The sequence below is a fragment of the Rhizobium sp. 05L429 genome (genome assembly GCF_056397645.1).
In genome coordinates, this window is sequence record NZ_JBFTNV010000016.1 from 103,692 (window position 1) to 127,499 (window position 23,808).

The 23,808-nt window shown below is 61.1% G+C and carries 24 protein-coding genes; 14 read left to right on the top strand and 10 right to left on the bottom strand.

Annotated features, from left to right (window positions below; all coding sequences use genetic code 11):
* Positions 1-17: 17 nt before the first annotated feature.
* The gene (locus tag AC1DNW_RS18395) at positions 18-1,208 is read right to left on the bottom strand and encodes a winged helix-turn-helix domain-containing protein (RefSeq protein ID WP_477853974.1); all 1,191 of its coding nucleotides are present in this window, start codon (positions 1,206-1,208) and stop codon (positions 18-20) included.
* A 125-nt stretch (positions 1,209-1,333) separates the two neighbouring features.
* On the opposite strand from AC1DNW_RS18395, the gene AC1DNW_RS18400 reads away from it, so the two are divergent.
* From AC1DNW_RS18400 to AC1DNW_RS18410, 3 genes are read left to right on the top strand one after another with little or no spacing between them, the layout of a single operon-like run.
* Complete coding sequence (locus AC1DNW_RS18400; RefSeq protein ID WP_113309856.1) at positions 1,334-2,008, top strand: ABC transporter ATP-binding protein; 675 nt, start codon at positions 1,334-1,336, stop codon at positions 2,006-2,008.
* Complete coding sequence (locus tag AC1DNW_RS18405) at positions 2,008-2,616, top strand: CbiQ family ECF transporter T component (RefSeq protein ID WP_477853975.1); 609 nt, start codon at positions 2,008-2,010, stop codon at positions 2,614-2,616. The genes AC1DNW_RS18400 and AC1DNW_RS18405 overlap by 1 nt, the downstream gene beginning before the upstream one ends.
* 23 nt (positions 2,617-2,639) lie before the next feature.
* Complete coding sequence (locus tag AC1DNW_RS18410) at positions 2,640-3,203, top strand: biotin transporter BioY (protein WP_113297219.1); 564 nt, start codon at positions 2,640-2,642, stop codon at positions 3,201-3,203.
* Here the strand turns inward: AC1DNW_RS18410 and AC1DNW_RS18415 are convergent.
* A complete protein-coding gene (locus AC1DNW_RS18415) occupies positions 3,200-3,601 on the bottom strand; it encodes a hotdog domain-containing protein (RefSeq protein ID WP_113309854.1) in 402 nt (133 codons plus the stop codon). The two genes, AC1DNW_RS18410 and AC1DNW_RS18415, sit on opposite strands and share 4 nt — an antisense overlap.
* Positions 3,602-3,787: 186 nt before the next feature.
* Here AC1DNW_RS18415 and AC1DNW_RS18420 point away from each other — a divergent pair, with 186 nt between their 5' ends.
* The 5 genes from AC1DNW_RS18420 (at position 3,788) to dxs (ending at position 8,864) form a co-directional block, all read left to right on the top strand.
* Complete coding sequence (locus AC1DNW_RS18420) at positions 3,788-4,723, top strand: histone deacetylase family protein (protein WP_113297221.1); 936 nt, start codon at positions 3,788-3,790, stop codon at positions 4,721-4,723.
* 2 nt (positions 4,724-4,725) lie between these two features.
* Entirely contained in the window at positions 4,726-4,977 is a 252-nt protein-coding gene (locus AC1DNW_RS18425) for an exodeoxyribonuclease VII small subunit (protein WP_003545921.1), read from the top strand.
* 87 nt (positions 4,978-5,064) lie between these two features.
* Positions 5,065-5,832: an SDR family NAD(P)-dependent oxidoreductase gene (locus AC1DNW_RS18430; protein WP_477853976.1), complete on the top strand. Its 768-nt coding sequence runs from the start codon at positions 5,065-5,067 to the stop codon at positions 5,830-5,832.
* Between the two features lie 89 nt (positions 5,833-5,921).
* Positions 5,922-6,845 carry a pirin family protein gene (locus tag AC1DNW_RS18435; RefSeq protein ID WP_477853977.1) on the top strand — a complete coding sequence of 308 codons (924 nt, stop codon included), beginning with the start codon at positions 5,922-5,924 and terminating at the stop codon, positions 6,843-6,845.
* 102 nt (positions 6,846-6,947) lie between these two features.
* Positions 6,948-8,864: a 1-deoxy-D-xylulose-5-phosphate synthase gene (dxs, locus tag AC1DNW_RS18440; protein ID WP_113310721.1), complete on the top strand. Its 1,917-nt coding sequence runs from the start codon at positions 6,948-6,950 to the stop codon at positions 8,862-8,864.
* Between the two features lie 24 nt (positions 8,865-8,888).
* Here dxs and AC1DNW_RS18445 read toward each other — a convergent pair whose 3' ends face one another.
* Together AC1DNW_RS18445 and AC1DNW_RS18450 are read right to left on the bottom strand one after the other, a co-directional pair.
* On the bottom strand, positions 8,889-9,092 hold the full coding sequence (locus tag AC1DNW_RS18445; protein ID WP_113310720.1) for an Atu4866 domain-containing protein: 204 nt from the start codon (positions 9,090-9,092) through the stop codon (positions 8,889-8,891).
* 15 nt (positions 9,093-9,107) lie between these two features.
* Positions 9,108-11,054, bottom strand: a complete 1,947-nt coding sequence (locus AC1DNW_RS18450; RefSeq protein WP_477853978.1) for a methyl-accepting chemotaxis protein — start codon at positions 11,052-11,054, stop codon at positions 9,108-9,110.
* A gap of 311 nt (positions 11,055-11,365) precedes the next feature.
* On the opposite strand from AC1DNW_RS18450, the gene AC1DNW_RS18455 reads away from it, so the two are divergent.
* Positions 11,366-12,112: a TlyA family RNA methyltransferase gene (locus AC1DNW_RS18455; protein WP_477853979.1), complete on the top strand. Its 747-nt coding sequence runs from the start codon at positions 11,366-11,368 to the stop codon at positions 12,110-12,112.
* Positions 12,109-13,359, top strand: a complete 1,251-nt coding sequence (locus tag AC1DNW_RS18460; RefSeq protein ID WP_113310719.1) for a class I SAM-dependent RNA methyltransferase — start codon at positions 12,109-12,111, stop codon at positions 13,357-13,359. The genes AC1DNW_RS18455 and AC1DNW_RS18460 overlap by 4 nt, the downstream gene beginning before the upstream one ends.
* Before the next feature lie 7 nt (positions 13,360-13,366).
* On the opposite strand, the gene AC1DNW_RS18465 is transcribed toward AC1DNW_RS18460, so the two are convergent.
* The 4 genes from AC1DNW_RS18465 to AC1DNW_RS18480 form a co-directional block, all read right to left on the bottom strand.
* Positions 13,367-13,840, bottom strand: coding sequence for an SRPBCC family protein (locus AC1DNW_RS18465; RefSeq protein ID WP_113310718.1), 474 nt, complete (start codon positions 13,838-13,840; stop codon positions 13,367-13,369).
* A gap of 4 nt (positions 13,841-13,844) precedes the next feature.
* Positions 13,845-14,210 carry a metalloregulator ArsR/SmtB family transcription factor gene (locus AC1DNW_RS18470; protein WP_113310717.1) on the bottom strand — a complete coding sequence of 122 codons (366 nt, stop codon included), beginning with the start codon at positions 14,208-14,210 and terminating at the stop codon, positions 13,845-13,847.
* A gap of 306 nt (positions 14,211-14,516) precedes the next feature.
* Positions 14,517-15,269: a crotonase/enoyl-CoA hydratase family protein gene (locus AC1DNW_RS18475; RefSeq protein WP_477853980.1), complete on the bottom strand. Its 753-nt coding sequence runs from the start codon at positions 15,267-15,269 to the stop codon at positions 14,517-14,519.
* A 10-nt stretch (positions 15,270-15,279) separates the two neighbouring features.
* Positions 15,280-17,058 (bottom strand): acyl-CoA dehydrogenase, encoded by a 1,779-nt coding sequence (locus tag AC1DNW_RS18480; RefSeq protein ID WP_477853981.1) that lies wholly within the window; start codon positions 17,056-17,058, stop codon positions 15,280-15,282.
* A 275-nt stretch (positions 17,059-17,333) separates the two neighbouring features.
* On the opposite strand from AC1DNW_RS18480, the gene AC1DNW_RS18485 reads away from it, so the two are divergent.
* Entirely contained in the window at positions 17,334-18,326 is a 993-nt protein-coding gene (locus AC1DNW_RS18485) for a transporter (protein ID WP_113297232.1), read from the top strand.
* A gap of 54 nt (positions 18,327-18,380) precedes the next feature.
* Here the strand turns inward: AC1DNW_RS18485 and AC1DNW_RS18490 are convergent, their stop codons facing one another.
* Positions 18,381-18,890, bottom strand: coding sequence for a BA14K family protein (locus tag AC1DNW_RS18490; RefSeq protein ID WP_113310714.1), 510 nt, complete (start codon positions 18,888-18,890; stop codon positions 18,381-18,383).
* Between the two features lie 143 nt (positions 18,891-19,033).
* Complete coding sequence (locus tag AC1DNW_RS18495; protein WP_113297234.1) at positions 19,034-20,278, bottom strand: aromatic ring-hydroxylating oxygenase subunit alpha; 1,245 nt, start codon at positions 20,276-20,278, stop codon at positions 19,034-19,036.
* A gap of 393 nt (positions 20,279-20,671) precedes the next feature.
* On the opposite strand from AC1DNW_RS18495, the gene AC1DNW_RS18500 reads away from it, so the two are divergent.
* The 3 genes from AC1DNW_RS18500 to AC1DNW_RS18510 all read left to right on the top strand — a co-directional run bounded on the left by AC1DNW_RS18500 (position 20,672) and on the right by AC1DNW_RS18510 (position 23,799).
* Positions 20,672-21,280 carry a DUF6656 family protein gene (locus tag AC1DNW_RS18500; RefSeq protein WP_113297235.1) on the top strand — a complete coding sequence of 203 codons (609 nt, stop codon included), beginning with the start codon at positions 20,672-20,674 and terminating at the stop codon, positions 21,278-21,280.
* Between the two features lie 75 nt (positions 21,281-21,355).
* Positions 21,356-22,330, top strand: a complete 975-nt coding sequence (locus AC1DNW_RS18505) for an L-threonylcarbamoyladenylate synthase (RefSeq protein ID WP_477853982.1) — start codon at positions 21,356-21,358, stop codon at positions 22,328-22,330.
* 32 nt (positions 22,331-22,362) lie between these two features.
* Positions 22,363-23,799, top strand: coding sequence for an FAD-binding oxidoreductase (locus AC1DNW_RS18510; protein ID WP_115035611.1), 1,437 nt, complete (start codon positions 22,363-22,365; stop codon positions 23,797-23,799).
* Positions 23,800-23,808 lie beyond the last annotated feature (9 nt).

Genomic DNA, 23,808 nt, shown 5'->3' on the forward strand with positions numbered 1-23,808 from the left:
CCTAAGGGGAGAAGGAATTATCCCTTCCAGCCGTCCAGATAGACGACTTTTTCCACGCTGGCGAAGCGCGCCAGGCGCTCGAGCTCCGCTTCCAGCTTTTCCAGCCGCCCCGTAGATGCCTTCACGCGTGGTTCCAGCCACAGCCGCTTAACATCCAGCGTGCCCTTCTTCCTGTCGGCCTTCATGTCGATGCGGCCGATAAGCCTGTCGCCTTCCAAAAGCGGGAAAACGTAATAGCCGTATTCCCGCTTCGGCTCGGGCACGAAGATCTCGATGCGATAGAAGAAACCGAACAGGCGTTCGGTCCGGTTCCTGTCCCTGATCATCGGATCAAAGGGGCTGAGCACCCGGATTCGTGCCGGTGCCTCTGGGTAAGTATCTGTTGTATCTATGAAATCGGTGAAAGCCCATGAGGAACGTGGCTTGCCGCCGAGAGCCGGTTCGATCAGCACTTCAATCAATTCGTCTCGGTGTTCGCATACCCAGGCCTTCGCCTCGTCCGGCGAGAGCAGATCCCAGAAGGCGGCGATTTCGCCATGGGTGGCAAAGCCCAGACGAGTGAGCGCGCTGCGGCAGGCCCAGTCGACGAAATCCTCGCGGCTGACCTCAGGCTCGTGGAACTCGGCGGGGATGACGCGCTCGACAAGATCATAGATCTTCTGGAAGTTGGAGCGGCCGGCGATGGCGAATTTGCCGGTACGCCAGAAATATTCGAGCGCCGTCTTGTTCGGGTGCCAGTTCCACCAGCCACCGGAGACGTGACCATCCGCCTTCATGTGGCGCGCCAGGATCGCCCCGTCCTTCACCACCCGCTCATAGGTTTCCTCAAAGGAGGCCTCGAAGCCCTCGCCACGCCATTTGCGCCAGCGTTCGACGATCGCCACTTCTTCGTCGCGAAATTTATGCTTCCAGTATTTGAAGAAGGTGCTCGGCAGGATGGAAGCATCATGCGTCCAGTGCTCGAAGAGCGCGCCTTCCTTCTCCAGGAGCGTGGTTAAATGTTCACGTCGGTATGTCTGATTGCGGGAGAAGAGGATCTGGTGGTGGGCGCGCTCCACCGTCTGGATGCTGTCCACCTGCACGAAGCCGAGATCGTGAATGAGCTCCAGCAGGCCGGCCTTGGTCAGCGCGCGGTTCGGAGGCGCACTCAACCCCTGCTTGGCGAGGAAGATACGGCGGGCATCGGAATTGGACAGCAGATTCGTCATGCAGCGATCATAGCGCGGAAAATCTTCCTAGCTACCCGATACCATATTCGAGCCAACTTGATTTTGATCCTTTATCGCACGGCCGCTGCCTTATAGAAGCAGGAATTCAAACAAGGGGATCATACTTGGATATTCGTTTCGAGAGCGCTGGCGCCAGTTTCGGAGCAAGGGTCGCGGTCGAGCCACTCACACTCTCTCTTACCGAAAACCGGCTGGGCGTCATCGGCCTCAACGGTTCGGGCAAGACGACCTTCGCACGGATGATCAACGGGCTTATGAAACCGACCACTGGCAAGGTCCTGGTCAACGGGCGCGACACACTTCATGAAAAGACGGCGCTTGCCGATGTCGGCTTCATCTTCCAGTCGCCGCAAAACCAGATCATCCTGCCTATCGTCAAGGACGATATTGCCTTCGGACTCAAGGGCCGCGGATTTACGAAAGCGGAGATAGAGAGAAAGGTCGAGCTCGTTCTTGCCCGCTTCAACGCCGAGGAACTGGCCGTTCGCCGTGCTCACGAGCTTTCGGGTGGCGAGTTGCAGCTCGCAGCCCTCTGCTCGGTGCTGGCGACCGGACCCAATATCCTGATCCTCGACGAGCCGACCAATCAGCTCGACCTGCGCAACCGGGCACTCGTGCAGAAGACCATCGACGGGCTGGAAGAGAATGTCCTGGTCATCACCCATGATCTCGAATTGATATCAGGTTTCGAGCGAGTGCTTCTGTTCCACGAAGGCAAATTGGCGGCCGATGCGCCGGCGGCCGATGCGATCGCCCTCTACAGGGAGCTCGCAGCCTGATGCAGTCGCTTTATGTCGAAGGCAACAGTGCCCTGCACCGGCTTTCGCCGCGGGCAAAGATCCTCTCACTCTTCCTGCTTGGCTTTGTGCTCTTCATTGGGGACAATCTTCCGCTGCTTGCCATCGTCACCCTGCTGACCGCACTGATCTATCGCAGCATCGGCCTGGCGCTGAAGGAATCGGTCATCCGGCTGCGGCCGATCTTCCTGACGATTGCGGTCGTGGCGCTCTTTACCCTCATCGTCAATCCCTGGCATGACGCGCTGGCGACACTCTTGAGATTGACGGCGCTGATGCTGTTTGCCGCCGCCGTGACCGCGACAACAACAATCACCCAGTTCATGGATGAGATAACCGCGCTTGCCCGGCCGCTGGAACGAACCGGCTGGGTGAAGGCAGACGATATTGGCCTCGCGGTCGGGCTCGTGCTGCGCTTCGTGCCCGAGATTATCAATCGCTACCACGCGATCAGCGAGGCGCACGCGGCACGCGGACTGAAAGTCCGGCCGACGAMGATCCTGACCCCGCTCATCATTTTGACGCTACGGGATGCGGATAACATTGCAGCGGCGATTGACGCGCGCGGCATTCGGCGGCATGTCAGTTAACGATTTATGAATTGGAGATCACGATGAGCACACGCGACCTCGTTCTTGCCGCTCTTTTTGCCGCTGTTATCGTGGCTCTCGGTCTGCTGCCGCCCATCTATCTCGGCTTCATTCCGGTGCCGATCACCGCGCAATCGCTGGGCGTCATGATGGCAGGCGTCGTGCTTGGCGCAAGACGCGCCACGATTTCCGTGCTGATCGTGCTGCTGCTTGTTGCAATGACACTGCCGGTGCTTTCGGGCGGCCGTGGCGGATATGCCGCCTTCGTGGCTCCGACATCAGGCTTCCTGTTCGGCTGGGTCTTTGCCGCTTTCGTGACGGGCTTCCTCAGCGAGCGTCTGGTTCATGGCAACCAGTCCGGCCTCGTGCAGACGGTCAGCTTCTTCCTCGCCGCCATGATCGGCGGCATCGTCGTGCTCTATGCTTTCGGCATCGCCTATCTGGCTTTTGCTGCCAATATCGGTCTGCAGCAGGCCTTTATCGGCAGCATGGTCTTCATTCCGGGCGACGTCATCAAGGCCTTTGTCGCAGCGCTCGTCGGCCGGGCCGTCATGGTAGGCTATCCGCTGCTGCCGATCCGTATCTAATCGAGAAAACTATAGAGCCAGTCGCGGGTCTCTTCGGGGAGTGCGGCGGGCGAACCATCGTCGCTGGTGCGCGCCTGCCAGATGATCTCTACCTCGGCGACACGCTCGTCCTCAATCTCGAAGGAGATGAGAAAGCCGATGGAACGTACGCCGATCTTGTCGACGCCAGCGATGAAGGTCACCATCTCGTGATAGTGCAGCGGGCGATGAAGGATGCAGGAAACCTTGCTGGCAGTATAGACGGGCTCGTCTTCCACTGTTGGCCTCGACGACCAGAAGCTCGCAAGTACGGATTCGGCATAGGAAATATAGGAGGCCAGAAACATCTGGCCGTTCATGTCCACATCACGAAACGGTACGCGCAATTCCACCATGTCCGGGCGGTTCGTCTTACTCATTTACAGGTCTGCCTTGCAGGTTATCACCATGACCCTAGCATGGGGTCCGTCGAAGTAAACGAAACAATTAAAATAGCGTAAACGGGAGGATGCGAGCGTTAATCGCGACGATGCGGCTTGTTGAAATCGACGCGCAGCGCTCCATCTGCTGTGGATCATGACATTTGCGACCGATAGAGTGCCTGCATGAGCACCCGTCTTTACGAACATCCTGTTTTTCTCGAGCACGTGACGCCGTCAGGCCATCCCGAGCGCTCCGACCGCATCCGCGCGCTCAATGTGGCGCTGGAGCATCCGAATTTCGAACGTCTCGATCGAAAGGAAGCCCCGCAGGCGAATGAAGACGCCGTACTGCTTGCCCATCCGGAGGAGCATCTTATCGCCGTCATGCGGCAGATCCCGGAAGAGGAAGACAAGATCAATCAGCTCGAAGCCGATACCTATGCCAGCCAAAAGAGCCTGCAGGCGGCTCTGACCGGCGTCGGTGGAGCGATGGCTGCCGTCGACGACGTGTTCCGGGGCAAGGCGGACAATGTGTTCGTCGCCGCCCGCCCGCCGGGGCATCATGCCGAAAAGATGACGGCGATGGGCTTTTGCTTCTTCAACAATGCAGCGATCGCCGCCCGCCATGCGCAGAAGGTTCACGGCGCAGAACGCGTCGCCATCGTCGACTGGGACGTCCACCACGGCAACGGCACGCAGGATATCTTCTGGGACGATCCCTCCGTGCTTTTCTGTTCCACCCATCAGATGCCGCTTTATCCCGGGACCGGCGCCAAGGACGAGAATGGCGCGCATGGCACGATCGTCAATGCGCCGCTTTCGCCCAATGTCGGCAGCGACCATTTCCGCGAGGCTTTCAAGTCGCGCGTGCTGCCGGCACTCAACGATTTCAGGCCCGATCTCATCATCATCTCCGCCGGTTTCGATGCGCATCACCGTGATCCGCTGGCGCAGATCAACTTGACGGGTGAGGATTTCGACTGGGCAACGGGCCGGCTTCTGGAGGTTGCCGATCGCAGCGCCAATAACCGGGTCGTCAGCCTGCTGGAAGGCGGCTATGATCTGGAAGGACTCGCCGAGTCGGCGGGTATGCATATCCTCAGAATGATGAAGGGTTGAGAATGACTGACAGCGCCAAGCCGGAGGTTTCCGGTCTTTCCTTCGAAAAGGCGGTTGCCGAACTCGAAAGCATCGTGGCCCGCCTGGAACGCGGCGACGTGGCGCTGGATGAATCCATCGAGATCTACGAGCGCGGCGAAGCGCTGAAGAAGCATTGCGAAACGCTGCTCTCGGCCGCCGAAAACCGCATCGAGAAGATCCGCCTCGACCGCGCCGGCAAGCCGCAGGGCGTGGAGCCGCTCGACGGCGCCTGAGGCACAGCAACCATCTCTTCCAAGGCTCTTGGCTGCAAGCTTCCTGTCGATCTATGATCCCTCGACAACATCAGGGGAACAGAAGAAATGACGGACAGATTGAAGGGCAAGGTCGCCATTGTCTCAGGCGGTGCTACCGGCATGGGCKGCGCGGCATCGAAGCTGTTTGCGGCTGAGGGTGCGCACGTCGCCATCATCGACCGCAATGGCGATGCAGCGGCGGAGACCGTCAACGAGATCCGCGCGGCCGGCGGCGAGGCCGATTGCTGGACGGCTGATGTTTCGGATGAAGTGGCCGTCAATGCTGCCGTGGCAGGCGTCGAGGAACGTTATGGCCCGGTTACGGTGCTCTTCAACCATGCCGGCACGATCGTCATCAAGCCGTTCCTGGAAACCACGCTGCAGGAATGGGACTGGCTGCACGCCGTCAACGTACGCTCCATGTTCCTGATGACGAAGGCGGTGCTGCCCAAGATGATCGAGGCCGGCGGCGGCTCTATCGTCTGCACCTCCTCGATCTCTGCCGTCGCGGCAACGCCGATGGAAGTGCTCTACGATACGACCAAGGGCGCCGTGCATATGTTTGCGCGCGCCATCGCGGTGGAATTCCGCGACCGTAACATCCGCTGCAATGCCGTCTGCCCCGGCTTCATCCGTACGCCGCACGGCCTGCGCGAGGTGAAGGAATTGCAGGCGCATGGCGTGGATGTGTCCGACGCTGCGATTGCCGCGCAGCAGGGCCGGATCGGAGAGCCGGAGGATGTCGCCCGAGCCGCACTCTATCTCGCCAGCGATGAATCGCTCTTCGTCAACGGTGCCCATCTTTTCGTCGATAACGGCTTCACCGCGATCTGAAGGCTTCACGACGATCTCAGAAACTGGCCCTTTCGCCACAGACCGGCAGGCGCTATCTGTGGCTTAAGCCCTTGTGATCGGAGTTCGCCATGTCCTTTTTCCCCGGTAAAGATCCCCTGCCCGGCGACGCCTTCGCCTGTGACGCGATCGAGGACCTGATCATTCCGCGCACCAGCGATATCGGTGGTTTCCAGGTGCGGCGCGCCCTGCCGACGCGCCAGCGCCGGCTTGTCGGGCCGTTCATCTTCTTTGACCGCATGGGGCCGGCGATCCTGAAGCCCGACGAGGCGCTGGATGTGAAGCCGCATCCGCATATCGGGCTTTCGACGGTCACCTATCTCTTCGACGGCGAAATCCGCCATCTCGACAGCCTCGGCACGGAAAAGGTCATCCGCCCCGGTGACATCAACCTGATGACGGCCGGCCGCGGCATCGTGCATTCCGAGCGCACGCCGGACAATCTGCGCGGCCATCCGCTTTCCATGTCCGGCCTCCAGACATGGCTGGCGCTGCCCGACGACAAGGAAGAAATCGATCCCTCCTTTACCCATACCGAAAAAAGCGACATGCCGCTGATCGAGGATGGCGGTGTCACCGGCCGTGTCGTGATCGGCTCCTTCGAAGGCCTGACATCGCCGGTGAAGGCCTTCACCGATACGCTCTATGCCGACATTTCCCTGCAGCCTGGCGCGAAATTTCCTTTCGGTGCGGCGCACGAGGAACGGGCCGTCTACGTGCTTGCGGGCGAGGTCGTCATTGCCGGCGACAGGTTCKCGCCAGACCAGCTTCTCGTGTTCCGGCCGGGCGATGCGATCACGCTGGAAGCAGGCACTCAGGGCTGTCATCTGATGCTGTTCGGGGGTGCAGCGCTGAACTCCAAGCGCTACATATGGTGGAATTTCGTCTCCTCCTCGAAGGAGCGGATCGAGAAGGCCAAGGAGGAATGGCGCACCGGCCGCTTCGACATCGTCCCCGGCGACGAAGAGGAATTCGTGCCTTTGCCGGAGGGCTGAAGTGCTCTAAGGTGAAAAACTTGCGGTTATGCAAATGTAGTTGTTTTGCCGCAATTCAATCGAATAAAGCAAAGCCGATCAGTCAAAGAAGAGCGCCCGCCCGTGACACAATCCCCGAAGACCCCGCTGCTCGATCAGGTCGCCTATCCTGCCGACCTGCGCAAGCTCGAGGATCGCGATCTGCCGCAGCTTGCACGCGAAGTCAGGGACGAAATGATCGATGCCGTCTCCCGCACTGGCGGGCATCTCGGCGCAGGTCTTGGGGTGGTGGAGCTGACGATCGCCATCCACAGCGTCTTCAATACGCCTGACGACCGGCTGATCTTCGACGTCGGCCACCAGTGTTATCCGCACAAGATCCTGACCGGACGCCGAGACCGCATCCGCACGCTACGCCAGGAAAACGGCCTTTCGGGCTTCACCCGCCGGGCAGAGAGCGAATACGATCCCTTTGGTGCTGCGCACTCCTCGACCTCGATTTCGGCCGGTCTCGGCATGGCGGTCGCTGCCGATATCGACAAGACGGACCGCCGCGTCATCGCCGTCATCGGCGACGGAGCGCTGTCGGCCGGCATGGCCTATGAGGCGCTGAACAATGCTGGCGCGCTGGACGCGCGGCTGATCGTCATCCTCAACGACAACGACATGTCGATTGCGCCACCGACGGGCGCGATGAGCGCCTATCTCGCCCGCCTTGCTTCCGGGCGCACCTATATGGGCTTCCGCGACTTCGGCAAGAAACTGACGGCCTATCTCGGCAAGAACATCGACCGCGCCATCACCCGCGCCGTCGAGCATGCCCGCGGCTATGTGACCGGCGGGACGATGTTCGAGGAGATGGGCTTCTACCATATCGGCCCGATCGATGGACATTCCTTCGATCATCTTCTGCCTGTGCTGCGCAACGTGCGCGACAATGCCAATGGCCCGGTGCTGATCCATATCGTCACCCAGAAGGGCAAGGGCTATGCGCCGGCGGAAGCCGCCGCCGACAAATATCACGGCGTCAACAAATTCGATGTCATCACCGGCGCGCAGGCGAAGGTGAAGCCGAATGCGCCGAGCTATACCAATGTATTTGCCGAAACGCTGGTCCAGGAAGCGACACTCGACGACCGCGTCGTCGGTATCACGGCCGCCATGCCGAGCGGCACCGGCCTTGATAAATTCGCCGAGATCTTCCCGTCACGCTATTTCGATGTCGGCATTGCCGAACAGCATGCCGTGACCTTCGCCGCCGGCCTTGCCGCCGAAGGATTCAAGCCGTTTGCGGCGCTCTATTCGACCTTCCTGCAGCGCGCCTATGACCAGGTTGTGCATGATGTGGCAATACAGGGCCTGCCGGTACGCTTCCCGATCGACCGCGCCGGTTTCGTCGGTGCTGATGGACCGACACATGCCGGCTCCTTCGACACCGCCTTCCTGGCCACCCTGCCCGGCTTCGTGGTGATGGCGGCTGCCGACGAGGCCGAACTCAAGCATATGGTGCGCACAGCCGTCGCCTATGATGCCGGCCCTATCTCGTTCCGCTATCCGCGCGGCGAAGGTGTAGGCGTCGACATGCCGGAGCGCGGCCAGATCCTGGAGATCGGCCGCGGGCGCATCGTCAAGGAAGGCACCAAGGTGGCGCTTCTCTCCTTCGGCACGCGGCTTGCCGACTGTCTGCTGGCAGCCGAGGACCTCGATGCCGCAGGCCTCTCGACCACGGTTGCCGATGCGCGCTTCGCAAAGCCGCTCGACCACGCCCTGATCCGTCAGCTTGCACGCCATCACGAAATCCTTATCACCGTGGAAGAAGGTTCCGTCGGCGGCTTCGGAAGTCAGGTCATGCAATTCATGGCGACGGATGGGCTGCTCGACCGCGGGCTGAAGGTTCGCACGCTCGTGATGCCCGATATCTGGATGGAGCAGGCAAAGCCGGAAGCGATGATCGGTCATGCGGGGCTTGATCGCGCCGGCATCGTCTCGACTGTCTTCAACGCACTCGGACGCGGTGTTGCGGTGGGCGTGGCCGGTTAAGGCAGCACACCGACCCGCATCTCTCTATTGTGGCCTCTTGCCGTCGCGGTGGAAGATCATTCCGCCGTGATGCAACGCATCGTTGATGAAATCGCCATTGGCGATAAAGCCTGCCTCTGCCCTTCCCAATTCCGTCGCGACTATGTCCGCGTGCACATTTTTGCTGAATTGCTCCAAGGTCACAAAAAGAAAGGGCGGCAATGAATGCCGCCCTGCCCCATTTGTCATTCGCGAGAGTTGCTCTCAGAATTCGGTCCAGTCTTCCTGGACAACAGCAGCGGCGGCCGTTGCCTGCTTGCCGCCGAAAGCCCTGGTGACTTTGCTGGCGAGTGCGCGGGCGGGAGACGCGACCGGGCGGGATGCCGGGGTCGCGGCAACGGTCCTCTGGACCGGAGCAGCAGCCTGGGTGCCGAGCTTGAACTGGCGTAGCAGGTCGTCGAGGGCGGAGGCTTCTTGGGCAAGCGCGTGGCTGGCGGCCGTCTGTTCTTCAACCATGGCGGCGTTCTGCTGTGTACCCTGGTCCATGTTGTTGACCGCAGTATTGATCTCCTGCAGGCCGATCGACTGTTCGCGGGTGGCCGTGACGATCGCGCCGACGTGGTGGTTGATTTCCTGAACCTCGGCGACGATCGCTTCCAGCGCCTTTCCGGTTTCACCGACGAGGCCGACGCCGGAATTGACCTGTTCGCTGGAGGTGTTGATCAGTGCCTTGATTTCCTTGGCGGCGTTTGCGGACCGCTGAGCGAGTTCACGGACCTCCTGTGCGACGACGGCAAAACCCTTGCCGGCTTCACCGGCACGGGCGGCCTCGACGCYGGCGTTCAGCGCCAGGAGGTTGGTCTGGAAGGCGATGTCGTCGATAACGCCGATGATGTTGGAGATCTCGCCCGAGGACTTTTCGATCTGCTGCATGGCCGAAACCGCCCTGCGGACGACCTCACCGGACTTTTCAGCGCCGAGGCGGGTGCGCTCGACGAGGTTGCCGACATYTTCGGCGCGCTTGGCGGAATCGCGGACCGTGGTCGTGACCTCTTCGAGAGCGGCTGCGGTCTCTTCGACGGCAGCGGCCTGCTGTTCGGTGCGGTGGGCGAGATCGTCGGCGGCAGAGCGGATTTCACCGGCGCCGGCATTGATGGCCGAAGCGTTGCGGCCGACCGACTGCAGGGCGGCCTGCAGCTTCTCGACGGCATTGTTGAAGTCGTTGCGCAGGCTGTCGTATTGCGGGGCGAACGGCGCTTGGATACGGGCTGCGACATCGCCAACGGCAAGGCCTGCAAGGCCGCCGGCCAGAGCTTCGACGGCGAAACGGATCTCGCCTTCTTCGCGGGCCTTCTGCTCGTCGCTCATCTGGCGCTGACGTTCGGCTTCGCCGCGCATGCGATCGGTTTCGCCGGCAAGATGCTGCTTTTCAATGGCGGCTTCCTTGAAGACCAGTACCGACTGAGCCATGCGGCCGACTTCGTCCTGACGGCCGGTTGCCGGAACTTCGACATTGTGGTCGCCGCCGGCGAGGCGGTCCATGGCCGTCGTCATGCCGACGATCGGGCGAACGATGGTGCGCGACAAGGCCCAGGCGAGACCGGCGGCGGCAAGCGCTGCAGCAATGCCACCAGCCACCAGCGTGGTCTTGAGGTCGCTGTTGGCCTCAAGCTGAGCTTCAGCAAGAGACTCGGACTTTTCGCGGGCAAGCGACTTGATCTTGGCGGAAGCGGCGCGGAAGCCGTCGAGCTGGCCCTTGGTGGCGTTGACACCGATCTTGACGACCTCTGCGATCGGCGTTTCGGTTTCCTTGCGGGCCTTGGCCTGCGGCTCGGCGAGCTCATGGAAATAAAGGTCTGCAGCCTTCTGCATGTCGTCGATCATCGAGACGACCTCAGGCTGGGAAGAAGCGGTCTGCTTGGCGGCGGCAATTGCCTTTAGCATCCGCTCGCGGTTGGCGAAGATGTCGCCATAGGTGCTGTCGCTGCGGAAGAGGATGAAACCGCGCAGGTTGACGGCCTGCTCGAGCATGGCCTGCAACGCGTCGTCGATCTGGTTGACCAGACGCTCGGATTTCTCCTGCTCGGCGGAGGCGCTCGCCGAAGTCGTTGCCTTGGAATAGACGAAAGCGGAAACGGATACGAAAATAAGGATGAGTGCTGCGAACGTGGCCGCAAGCTTACCGTTCAAGGATATGTTTCGAGCGAACATCGGTCAATTTCTCCTGGCGACATCAGGCGCGACAAGGGGCAACCGCGCGAGGTGCGCAGCCACAAGACTTCTTGATGAGGAACATGATCGGCGGGGAGGACGCGAGAGCCTTCATGGCACCAAGCGATTCAATTGAACCGCTGCAATCAAAGCGAACCTATGCGGGCAGGATTTAAAATTGTTTAAATTTGTGCATCGCAGCACATATCGGTTTAGTTTATTGCGGTTCCGGCGATATGAGGCTGTACTGGGGTGCCCGCTGTGCCAACAAAATGCTTGCAACCGGCGGCTTTGACGGTCATTCACAGCCGATGTCCGATCATAACAGCCAGCGCCTCGACCAACTCCTCGTCACCCTCGKCCTCTTTGCGAGCCGTTCGCGGGCCCGAGACGCCATTTCACGCGGCACGGTGAAGGTCGCCGGGAAGGTGGTGACGAAGGCTGGTGCCGTCTTCAGCCCGGATGCGGCAATCGAGATCGACGATCCGGCGCAGGATTATGTTTCGCGCGCAGCGTTAAAGCTGGTGGCGGCGCTCGATCACTTCGGGCTCGACCCGGCAGGACGGCACTGTCTCGATGTCGGCGCTTCGACTRGCGGCTTCACGGAAGTGCTGCTGGGGCGGGGGGCCGCGCATGTGACGGCAATCGATGTCGGCCACGGGCAGATGCATCCGAGGATATCAGCCGATCCGCGGGTGACCAATATCGAGGGACTCAATGCCCGCAATCTCACGGCTGAGGATATCGGCCAGCCCGTGGATTTCGTCGTCTCCGACGTCTCCTTCATCTCGCTGAAGCTGGCGCTTGCCCCGGCGCTCGATATTGCCGAGGTCAATGCGCTCGCCGCCATCCTCGTCAAACCGCAATTCGAGGCGGGGCGCGAGGCGATCGGCAAGGGCGGACTGCTCAAGGATCCGGCTTCCGGGCCCGATGTGGCGGCAGAACTCGAACGCTGGTTCACCGAAGACATGGGCTGGAAGAGTTTTGGGCTCATCCCTTCACCCATCTCGGGCGGCGACGGCAATCAGGAATTTCTACTGGCAGGGACAAAAGCGTGAGCACGGAAACAATCACCATCGACAGGCTCGGCGCGCAGGGCGACGGTATTGCCAACGGCAAGGACGGGCCTGTCTATGTGCCCTTCACCCTGCCGGGCGAGACGGTGGCGGTCGCCCGCGTCAAGAGCCAGGGCACGGTCATGTCGATCGCCTCGGCCTCCGCCGACCGACAGGAACCGCCCTGCCGGCATTTCGGGCCAGATGGCGTCAACGGCACCTGCGGTGGCTGCACGCTGCAGCACATGGCGGATGTGCCTTACCGGGCTTTCAAGCGGCAACTCGTCATCGATGCGTTGAAATCGAAGGGATTGACGCCCGAGGTCGGCGAGATCGTCGCCGCGCATCCCGGCGAGCGGCGGCGAGTGGTCTTCGCGGCGCGAAAGACCGAAAAAGACATGCTTGTTGGATTCAACCAGGCCGAAAGTCATCACATCGTCGCCATCGAGGAATGTCCCATCTCGTCGGCGGGGATCATCTCCCGGCTGCCGGCGATCAAGGCTGTCGGGGCGGCAGTCGCGACCAATGCGGATGTCTTCCGCATCGCAGTTCTGGAGACCCTGTCCGGCCTCGATCTCGCGATAGAGGGCGTCAAGAAGCTGTCGGACCAGCAGCGTCGCAAGACGGTCGAGGTCATACTCGGCCTTCGCGGCATCGCCCGCGTTTCGCTCGATGGTGAAATCCTGATCGAGCCTGCCAAGCCGGTTGTCGAGTTCGGCGGTATCAAGGTCTCTCCGCCTGCCGGCGGCTTCACGCAGGCGACGAAGCCTGCTGAAGAGGCGATGGCAGAGCTGGTGCTTGCGCATGTCGGCAAGGCCAAGCGGATCACCGATCTTTTTGCCGGCGCCGGCACTTTTTCGCTGCAGCTTGCCCGCATCGGCCGCGTGCATGCCGTCGAGGGCGATGGCAAGGCGATCGCGGCTCTCGACCATGCGGCGCGCAATACACAGGGCCTGAAGCCCGTGACCGTCGAAAAACGTGATCTCTTCCGCCGCCCGCTGATGACCTCGGAGCTGAAAGTCTATGACGCCGTCGTCTTCGATCCGCCGCGAGCGGGCGCAGAATTCCAGTGTAAGGAACTGGCGCGCTCGATAGTTAAGAAGGTGGTGGCCGTGAGCTGCAACCCGCTGACGCTTGCCCGCGACCTCGCCATCCTCGTCGAGGGCGGCTACCGGATCACCTCGGTCACGCCCGTCGACCAGTTCCTCTGGACCTCGCATGTCGAGGTGGTGGCGACGCTCGAGAAATAGGCCGCCGTCAGGCGACCTTTTCGCCGGCGAGATAGCGGCCGAGCTGGTCCAACTGTCCGGCGATGCCGGCCTGGCGGTATTCCACCTTGTCGCCACCATCAAGGATGGTGATCTGCTCGGTGACGACGACATGCGTGCCTTCGGCGACCGGCGTCAGGCTGATGGTCGTCAGTGACGAGGAGATGCGGCGTTCGTTATGCGACATCGTATAGGCGTAGACGATGCGGCGATCCCTGACGATATCCTCATAGCGGGCGTCGGCGACATATTCGTCGCTCTTGCCAAAGTTGAACCGGCTGATATCGCGGCCGCCGACGCGGAAATCATTCTCCGTATAGGTAGTGCTGAAGTCCTCGCCGATCGCCTCCCACTGCAGGCGCGCCTTCGGATCGGACCAGGCGGCGAAAACGCGTGGAGCCGGCACGTCATAAGTGCGTTCGATGGAGAAGGTGGAATGAAGGGCGCTGTACTCTTCCTGCATGGTCTTACTCCTTTTCGTTCTGCTTCCCAGGTTTTTCCGGCATTTCCGGATTGGCTTCGAGATATACGCCCAGCCTGTCGAGACGATGCTCCCAGAGCGTACGGCGCTCGTTGATCCAGGCCTCGGCAGAGCGCAGCGCCTGTGGTTCGATCCGGCAGGTGCGCACGCGGCCTGTTTTTTCCGAGCGCACAAGGCCACTTGCTTCCAGCATCTGCAGATGCTGGAGGACCGAAGGCAGTGCCATTGAGAGTGGCTCGGCCAGCTCTTTCACGGAAGCAGGCCCTTTGCAGAGCCGGTCCACCATGCTGCGCCGGGCGGGGTCCGCCAGCGCCTGAAACATCAAATCGAGGGCATGCGATTGGTTAGGCATATACCTAACTATAGATGAACCAGGGCGAGAGTCAATAAATAGTTTGGCAAATACCTAACTATCCGAAATCGAGGAAAATACAGTTGATGTGCTTCGAGCTGCGGTCCTTCAAAACGGCTTCGCAGCGCGGGGGTTAAGCGCGCTGCGAACGGGCGATTGCCGTTGAATGGATTCGGACAAGAGGGGTCGTACGAAACACGTCAAACGCCCGGACGGTCGGGGGATCCGTCTTCCATTCAATAGTTAGATTATACTTAAAAAAGGCCTTAAATTCGCACCTGAGAATGCCCACCGATTTTTAGGGTATCAGCGGCGCATGAAAGCCTCGAAGGCCGCGCGCGCTTCAGCAGTTTTCAGGCGGGCGGCGAAATGACGGGCCTCTTCATCGATGCGGGCGATGACCTCTTCCCGCGGGCCGCGAACGAGGTGGCGGGCGATGTTCAACGCTTCCGGTGGTTTGGCGGCAAGCTTTGCGGCTGCGGCTAGCGCCTGCTTTTCAAGCTCTTCCGGGCTCGTCACCTTCCAGATGAGACCGGCTTGCCTCGCATCATCGGCCGTAAAGGCCTCTCCGGCGACGAGCATGGCAAAGGCGCGCTGGTGCCCCATGATACGCGGAGCGATCAGGCTGGAACCCGCCTCAGGCACCAGTGCCAGATCGACGAAGGGTGTGCGGAATTGGCTGCGGTCGGAGGCGATCGTCAGGTCGCAATGCAGGTTGAGCGTCGTGCCGATGCCGATTGCAAGACCGTCGACTCCAGAGACGAGAGGCTTTTCGGCATTGACGAGAGCATAGAGGAAATCGATCAACTCCTCTCCGATGTTGCCGCCCATGGCCGTGGCGAGAAAATCGCCGATGTCGTTGCCGGCCGAAAAGCAGCCTTCCGTGCCGAGGAAGACCGTCACCCTGATCCCGGCATCGCTATTTGCGGCATTCAGGGCATCCGTCATTTTGCKATACATGTCGCGGGTAAAGGCATTCTTCTTTTCCGGCCGATTGAAGCGGATGATCTGGACGGCCGGATGTTCGGCGGATCGCTCGATGATAATGGGATCGCTCATTTTCAGCTCCTCAGACAAGGACGGCGCGGGCCGCAGCAAGGCTCTCGGCGCCATTGACGATGCGATCTTTCAACGCCGCCGTTTCGGACAACAGGTTTTCAGCGGCAAAGCGGCAGAGCACGATGCGGCCCTCGCCTGCTTCATCCGCCGTGCGAGCAAGGCCGCCCTTGGCGAGATAGCAGCCGGTCAGGGCGAGGCCGAAGAGACGCTGATAGGGAGTTGCACCCGACAGGGCCTCGGCCGATTTGCCTTCGGCGAGGCTGGATAGCAGCCAATCTGTCGCCACCTCCAGATCTGCAAGCGCGGATTCCAACCTGTCGGCCGTCGTGCCGAAACCGTCGAGGTTTGAACTGCGGACAGCCTCGGCGATCGCCTTGAGTTCGGCAATGAAATCCTTGACCTGCTCCCCACCCGACAAGGGTAACTTGCGGGTGACGAGATCGATGGCCTGAATGCCGTTCGTGCCTTCATAGATCGGAGCAATGCGGGCATCACGCAGATAGCGAGCGGCACCCGTCTCCTCAATGAAGCCCATGCCGCCATGGACCTGGATGCCGAGGGATGCAACATCGACGCCGGCATCCGTCGCGAAGGACTTGGCGACCGGCGTCAGGAGAGCGGCGCGCTCCTGCCAGTGTCCGCGTCGCCCGGTGGCGCGATGGGCCATGTCGATCGCGTGGGCGCAGGCATAGGCGATGGCGCGCGAGCCTTGCGTCAGTGCCTTCATGGTCAGCAGCATGCGGGCGACATCGGGGTGCTCGATGATCGGGCTCATGCCCGATCCGCTCCAGCCCGGCGCCTTGCCCTGCGTGCGCTCCTTTGCATAGGCAAGAGCCTTCTGCGTCGCTGCCTCGCAGATCGCGACACCCTGCATACCCACGGCGAGGCGGGCATTGTTCATCATCGTGAACATGCAGGCGAGGCCCTTGTTCTCCTCGCCGATCAGCCAGCCGACAGCGCCTTTCTCCTCGCCGAATTTTCCGTCGCCGTAGATCATGGTGCAGGTAGGCGAACCGTGAATGCCGAGCTTATGCTCCAGCGAATGGCAGTAGAGATCGTTGCGAGCACCGAGCGAGCCGTCGTCATGGATCAGGAATTTCGGCACGAGGAAGAGCGAAATGCCGCGCGTGCCATCAGGGGCATCCGGCAGGCGGGCGAGAACGAGATGGATGATGTTGTCGGCCGCGTCGTGCTCACCCCAGGTGATGAATATCTTCTGGCCGAAGATGCGGTAGCTGCCATCGTCGCGGCGTTCGGCCCTAGCCCTCAGCACGCCAAGATCGGAACCGGCATGCGGTTCCGTCAAGTTCATGGTGCCGGTCCATTCGCCTGACACCATCCGCGCCAGGTATTTCTCCTTGAGAGCGGCGCTGCCGTGAACGTTCAGCGCTTCGATGGCCCCCATGGTCAGCGTCGGGCATAGGGCAAAGGCCATGKAGCCGGAATTCCACATTTCCAGCGTTGCGACATTCAGCATATGCGGCAGCGCCTGCCCGCCGAATTCCTCCGGCGCGGTCAGACCGTTCCAGCCGCCGGCAGCCCAGTTGCGGTAGAGATCGCGCCAGCCGTCCGGCGTTTTCACCTCACCATTGGAAAGGCGGGCGCCCTGACGGTCGCCGGTGTCGGCGAGAGGTGCAACTTCCTCCGTGGCAAATCGTCCCGCCTCGGCAAGGATGGCATCGACGAGATCCTCGCCGAGATCGCCCATAAGGCCGCTGTCGATCGCTTCTGCCATGCCGGCGACATGCTTCAGCGTGAATGCGATTTCCTCGACAGGCGCCTTATACATCCTATTTTCCTCCGCATTCAGCCCGCGTGCGGCAAAGCCGGTCCGCAAGCGCCTCCACCCTGAGAGCTAATTGATTTTTACGTAAACGTCAATTTGGTTTCGGTCGATAACCATGATCGAGAGCGCCTTTTCGCTTGTGCACTTGCACAAACAAACGTCATGGAGAATCTCTAAGCGTGTCGCGATCTTTCAGATCCGCTGTCACGCTTTAGGCCTTTGTTTTGACGCGACATGCTTTAGTAGGATTGATCGCTTTCGCGAGAGGATCGGCAGTAATGGATACCTTGCCCGTCAACATACCCGGCCTTGTATGGGCCTATCGTTTCTCGCCGGAAAGCAAAAAGGCCGTGCGGCTGCAAAACAGCGCGACGGCCACGGAGCTGACCGCGGACGACGGTTTCTATTGGCTGCATCTCAACCTCGCCGATGCCCGCGTACCCGCCCTGCTCGACACGCTCGGCGTGATGGATGACGCCAAGTCGGCGCTGACCACGCGCGACACCCACGCGATCCTGACCGTCGATGAACAGATGCTCTACGGCACGCTGGTGGACTGCCAGCGCGAATTCGACCAGGACACGGCCGATCTCGGCTGGCTGCATTTCGCCATCTCCGACCGTTTTATCATCACCACGCGCCTGCAGCCGCTGAGAAGCGTGGAGCGGACACGCGTGATGATCGAGAAGAATGCGGGCAAGTTCACCCGTCCCGTCGACCTCTTCGAGCTGCTTGTGACCGAGTTCCAGCGGACGCTGATTTCCGTCGTCATGGAGCTCACCGAAGAGCTCAACCTGATCGAGGATTTCGTCTACGACAACGCCCCGCGTGACGAACGCCGCAGGCTTGCTCCCGTCCGCCGCACGATCGTGCGTCTGCACCGCCACCTTCGCACGGTCCTCGCGCTGATGCGGCGAGCGGCAGCCTCCGACGAAGACGAAATGCCCTTCGGCTTCGACGATATTGCCGGACGACTGACGAGCCGGCTGGAAACAGTCGACCACGATGTCTATGCGCTGCAGGACCGGGCAAGACTGCTTCACGAAGAAATCGACTCCAAGCTCTCCTCGGAGACGAACCGCCACCTTTACATCCTGTCGATCATGACGGCCTTCCTGTTGCCGCCGACACTGGTGACCGGCTTCTTCGGCATGAACACGGCGAACCTGCCCTTCGCCGTCGGAGACTACGGTACGGAATATGCCGTGGGGCTCATCCTCGCCTCCATCGCTTTGGCGTGGTGGCTCTTGAAGCGGGTGGATATTCTCTGAACGAAAACGCCCGGCTCGAAGGCCGAGCGTTCTGACTCGATCGCTGGTTTCGCCTCAATAGTAGGGCGAATAGCACTGCTGTCGTGGGCCGTTATAGGGTTGGAACGTATTGTCGTAGACCCTGTAGGAACGGTAGCGGTTTTCGCACCAGCCGACATGGCTCGGATTGATGCCCGAGGGAGCCGGTGCGGGCGCGTAGTAGCGCGGCTGAGCGGCGATGGCACCGCCGATGACCGCACCGGCACCGAAGGCTGCCAGCGGATACCAGTAGCCGTTATAGTGGCGATAACCCGGACGATAATAGGAATAGCCGCGATAGCCGCCGTACCAGCCGGAGCGATAGGCTGGACGGTAGCCAGGATAGTAGCCTGGGCGATAACCGGGACGATAACCAGACCGATAACCGGGACGATAGTAACGGCGGTATTGGACGTTTTCGACAGGCGAAGATTTTTCCACCTGCGGGGCGGCGGGCATCTGAATTGCCTGCGACGGCACGAAGCTCGTCACAACGACGGCGGCGGCCATAACCGCAGTCGCAACCTTCTTACTCAGCCCAAACATTCGTATCTCCGATCAAGAGCGAAAAAAGCCTGCTCGATAACGGATAAAATGGGAAACTGTTCCCAAAAGACCCGAAAACGGCATCTACGCTCTATTTTTACCGAAGGCGAAATGAACCGGACATTAACCGGTCATGAACGCTCTCAGGCAACGACCGAGAGCTTTGCCTGATCGCCCTGCAGCCGGTTGACCATGAAGTTCGAATACCATTCGAGGAACTGCATGACGCCGCCTTCGTGGACCGAAGAATAGGGACCGGGCTCGTAGGCCGGCGAGCGGATGCCGAAGGCGTTTTCTTCGACGATGCGGCGGTCCTGATCGTTGGTCTCGGTCCAGACGTGGGTCAATTCCTCAAGGTTATAGTCGACGCCTTCGACCGCATCCTTATGGACAATCCATTTTGTCGTCACCGCCGTCTCGTTGGCGCTGAGCGGCAGCACGCGGAAGGAGATGGCGTGGTCACCAAGCAGATGATTCCAGGTCGTCGGATAGTGGAAGAGCAGCATGGTGCCGATGTGGCCGATCTTCACGTCGTCGGAGAGCGGACGCTTGACGGCGGGTCTGCCGGACATGGTGTAGCTCTCGGCGTCCTCGATCAGCGGCATGCGGGCGGTGCGGAACTGTCCGTCCGGCGAAATCTGGAACTTGCTCGGCAGACCGGCTGCTTCACAGCGCGCCCAATGGCCGGCAATCTCCGGATCGTCGGCACCGCCATCCGTGCCGGTCACGCTCGGCGCTTCCGGATAGGTGCGGCAGAGCTCGGGGTGGTTTGCGGCGCAGTGATAGCACTCGCGGTTATTCTCCCAGACGAGCTTCCAGTTGCCCTTCTCGATGATGGTGCTCTGGAAGGCGATCTTGGCCTCACCGATGTGGTGGGGTGCCATATAGGGCTCGATCTTGTCGCGCACGGCCTGGAAGTCCGGCGCGACATTGGCGAGGCAGATGAAGACGTAACCGGAGACGATTTCGCAATGGACCGGTTTCAGCCCAAAGCCGCTCTTGTCGAAATCATCGCCCATGTGGCGCGCGAAGGCGAGCTTGCCGTCGAGATCGTAGGTCCACTGGTGATAGGGGCAGACAAGACGAACCGAAGAGCCGTGCTCCTTGGTGCAGACGCGCGAGCCGCGATGGCGACAGCTGTTGTGGAAGGCACGAACAATGTTGTCGCGTCCCCGCACGATGACGACAGGATACTCGCCGATCTGGACGGTGAAGTAGGCGCCCGGTTTTGGCAGCTCGCAATCATGGCCAACGAAAAGCCAATCGCGATAGTAGATCATCTCCATATCCAGACGGAAATAATCCTCGTCGGTATAGAAGGGCTGTTCGAGGCTGAAACCCTCGCGGCGGCTCTTGAGCTGGCGCAAAACGTTGCTGCGAATATCCATCTGCCTATCCTCGTGCATGCGGCTGCCACCCTGTTGAAGCACGGCAGCGGAAGCGCGCCGGCTTCCTTCTCCCTCCGGAGAACTGGTCATGGCGTCATTTAATCACCGAGCATGCCAGCCGCTTGGTTGTAAAGCGACATCGGCTTCGAAATTGACGACAGGGAGCCGACGATCCCCGAAATCATTCCATTCCGCCTTGATCATCGTCAATTGCGACATTGCGCGGGGCCTGGCTGCGAGCAAATCCAATGCAGCAGGCTACCCATATCCTATTTGCGACACTCCTTGATGAAGCCTGCCCCGGTTCAGTCGCCACCCACCGATTTTAACAGGGCGTTAAACATGAAATCCTATCCTTGCAGATGACCGACACAGCGGAAGACTGCGAAAGCCATGGCCAAACTCCGATATTTCGACACGCGAGACGAGACCAAGCCCCCCGAGCCGCGGCTTTTCGCCAAACATTCGGAATTCCTGCGCACCGGCCGCATCAGCCGCCGCCGCGAGGATTGGCTGCCGGAAGAGCGTCGTTATCTCACCCATGAGGAGGTCGCTGAAAAGACTGCACGCAAGCTGCAGGTTGCCGGTGAAAAAACCCACCAGAATATCAACGGCTTCCACCGCGCGATCCAGTTTCCGAAGTTGATCTTCCACCGGACGCTGGCCGACAGCCCGCATCTTGGCTACTGCCACGTTACGGCCGCGCGCACCAAATTCGCCCGCTACAACGAAGTGGCCTGGGCCTTCTACATTGCCAATTTCTATTCCGACATCGGCGACAACGACAATTTCTTCGACAATATCGCGGTACAGAATTCCCGCATGTATTTCGCCGTGGCGGTCAAGCCGGGAGAAAGCACGCCGGAGAAGATGGTGGTCGACCGCTCCGTGCGTGGCAACGGCCTGCTCTTCCGCACCAACGATCCGCAGATCGCCATCCGCAACATCCTCCTGCTCGGCGCCCGCAACGAACAGCTTCGCCAGATCATCCGCCAGCTGTAGGTCCACCCGTTCTGGGCGGGATTGATCGCGCCGCAAGGAAGGCCTAATGACTGCCGCAGTAAAACCGGGYAGGACATGGCACGAATAATCGACATCAAGGCAGACAGGCAGGTAGCACTCGAAGCCGGCTGCGCGGCACTTGCCGAAGGTTTTGCGATCGCCGTTCCCACCGAGACCGTCTACGGCCTTGCCGCCGACGCCACCAATCCGGCCGCCATAACCCGCATCTACGAGACCAAGGGCCGACCGCGCTTCAATCCGCTGATCTGCCACATGGCGGATCTTGCTATGGCAGAAGCCTATGCGGAATTCGATCCGATCTCACGCGCGCTCGCAGAAGTCTTCTKGCCTGGCCCGCTGACGCTGGTGCTGCCGTTGAAGACCGGCACCGCGATCCATGCGCTGGCGACCGCAGGCCTCGACAGCGTCGGCATCCGCATACCGAAGGGCTTTACGGGCGAATTGATCGGCGCCTTCGGCCGGCCGCTCGCCGCCCCCAGCGCCAACACGTCCGGCAAGGTGAGCGCCACGAGTRCCGCCCATGTCGAGGCCGATCTTGGAGCGAAGATACCGCTGATCCTTGATGCCGGAGCGAGCGCGGTCGGCGTGGAATCGACGATCGTGAAGGTCGAGAATGGCGAACTGCGGCTGCTCCGGCCGGGCGGTCTGCCAGCCAGGGAGATCGAACGGGTGGCTGGCAAGCGGCTATTGCGTTCGAAAAAGGCGGCCGCCGTGATCGAAGCGCCAGGCATGCTTGCCTCGCACTATGCGCCGGGCGCAGCCGTCCGGCTCGAGGCCACGGCTCTTTACCCCGGCGAAGCGTTGATTGCCTTCGGGCCGAACGAGGTTGCAGGCGCCGAGCATGCGGCGATGGCGCTGAACCTCAGCCCGCACGGCGATCTGGCCGAAGCGGCCGCCAATCTTTTCGACTACATGAAAAAGGCCGATTCCAGCGGTGCGGCCGTGATCGCCTTCTCGCCAATTCCCGACGAAGGGCTTGGAGAAGCAATCAACGACAGACTGCGGCGCGCGGCAGCACCGCGCGAGTGACGAAGAAGGCCAATAACCAAGGACATGGCTCCATGAACAGCACAAATATTTCTCAAGACATAATCGAGCGGTTCACTGCCATCGTCGGCGAGAAATATGCGCTGCGCAGCGAGGCCGATCTGGCACCGCACCTCGTTGAAAACCGCGGCCTCTATCACGGCTCCTCCCCTCTCCTGCTGAAGCCCAGCTCGGTCGAGGAAGTTTCCGCGATCATGAAGCTTGCAACCGAGACCGGCACGGCCATCGTACCGCAGACCGGCAATACCGGCCTCGTTGGCGGGCAGACGCCGCGCGAGGGCAAGGCCGACGTCATCCTCTCGCTCGAACGCATGAACAAGATCCGCGACGTCGATCCGATCGCGAACGTGCTGGTGGCCGATGGCGGCGCGATCCTCGCCGAGGTGCAGAAGGCCGCCGAGGCGCATGGCCGCCTGTTTCCGCTGTCGCTCGGCTCCGAAGGCTCCTGCCGCATCGGCGGCAACCTTTCCACCAATGCCGGCGGCACGGCGGTTCTTGCCTATGGCAACATGCGCCAACTCTGCCTCGGTCTCGAAGTCGTGCTGCCGACGGGCGAGATCTGGGACGGGCTTCGCCGTCTGAAGAAGGACAATACGGGCTATGACCTGCGCGATCTCTTCATCGGCGCGGAAGGCACGCTCGGTATCATCACCGGCGCAGTGCTGAAGCTCTTCCCACAGCCGCTCGGCCATCAGGTTGCCTTTGCCGGGCTTTCTTCAGTGGAGGATGCGCTCGCCTTTTTCAACCTCGCTTCCAGCCTCTGCGGCGCCTCGCTCACCGGCTTCGAGCTGATGCCGCGCTTCGGCGTCGAGATCACCGCGCGCAATATCGACGGCGTACGCGATCCGCTGGAAACGCCGCATGACTGGTACGTCCTGGTCGATATCTCCACCTCCGATTCCGCCGAAACGGCCGAGCGGATGATGAATGCCGTGCTGGAGCAGGGTTTCGAAGCAGGCCTCGTGCAGGATGCGGCGATCGCCTCCTCCGTCGCGCAGCAAAAGGCACTCTGGCACATGCGCGAGAGCATGTCGGAAGCCCAGAAGCCGGAGGGCGGTTCAATCAAGCACGATGTTTCCGTGCCGGTTTCGAAGATCCCGCACTTCATGAACGAGGCCGGCGAGGCGGTGATGGCAGCGATGCCCGGCGCACGCATCTGCGCCTTCGGCCATATGGGCGACGGCAACATCCACTACAATATCTCCCAGCCCGTAGGTGCCGACAAGGATGCCTTCATTGCCCGCTGGCACGAGATGAACCATATCGTCCACGGGCTGGTGCTCGCCCATGGCGGTTCGATCTCCGCCGAGCATGGCATTGGTCAGTTGAAACGGGACGAGCTGGCATCGATCCGGCCGGGAATAGAGATCGAATTGATGCGCCGCATCAAGCGCGCCTTCGATCCGGCAGGCATCATGAACCCGGACAAAGTCGTGAGCCTCGAGGACTGAGGCTCACGC

Excerpts from the sequence above, each read along its gene's own strand:
- AC1DNW_RS18395 (WP_477853974.1), bottom strand. The coding sequence starts at position 1,208 with ATGACGAATCTGCTGTCCAATTCCGATGCCCGCCGTATCTTCCTCGCC.
- AC1DNW_RS18410 (WP_113297219.1), top strand. The coding sequence starts at position 2,640 with ATGAGCACACGCGACCTCGTTCTTGCCGCTCTTTTTGCCGCTGTTATC.
- AC1DNW_RS18415 (WP_113309854.1), bottom strand. The coding sequence starts at position 3,601 with ATGAGTAAGACGAACCGCCCGGACATGGTGGAATTGCGCGTACCGTTT.
- AC1DNW_RS18420 (WP_113297221.1), top strand. The coding sequence starts at position 3,788 with ATGAGCACCCGTCTTTACGAACATCCTGTTTTTCTCGAGCACGTGACG.
- AC1DNW_RS18425 (WP_003545921.1), top strand. The coding sequence starts at position 4,726 with ATGACTGACAGCGCCAAGCCGGAGGTTTCCGGTCTTTCCTTCGAAAAG.
- AC1DNW_RS18445 (WP_113310720.1), bottom strand. The coding sequence starts at position 9,092 with ATGACAAATGGGGCAGGGCGGCATTCATTGCCGCCCTTTCTTTTTGTG.
- AC1DNW_RS18465 (WP_113310718.1), bottom strand. The coding sequence starts at position 13,840 with ATGCAGGAAGAGTACAGCGCCCTTCATTCCACCTTCTCCATCGAACGC.
- AC1DNW_RS18470 (WP_113310717.1), bottom strand. The coding sequence starts at position 14,210 with ATGCCTAACCAATCGCATGCCCTCGATTTGATGTTTCAGGCGCTGGCG.
- AC1DNW_RS18485 (WP_113297232.1), top strand. The coding sequence starts at position 17,334 with ATGGATACCTTGCCCGTCAACATACCCGGCCTTGTATGGGCCTATCGT.
- AC1DNW_RS18490 (WP_113310714.1), bottom strand. The coding sequence starts at position 18,890 with ATGTTTGGGCTGAGTAAGAAGGTTGCGACTGCGGTTATGGCCGCCGCC.
- AC1DNW_RS18495 (WP_113297234.1), bottom strand. The coding sequence starts at position 20,278 with ATGGATATTCGCAGCAACGTTTTGCGCCAGCTCAAGAGCCGCCGCGAG.
- AC1DNW_RS18500 (WP_113297235.1), top strand. The coding sequence starts at position 20,672 with ATGGCCAAACTCCGATATTTCGACACGCGAGACGAGACCAAGCCCCCC.
- AC1DNW_RS18510 (WP_115035611.1), top strand. The coding sequence starts at position 22,363 with ATGAACAGCACAAATATTTCTCAAGACATAATCGAGCGGTTCACTGCC.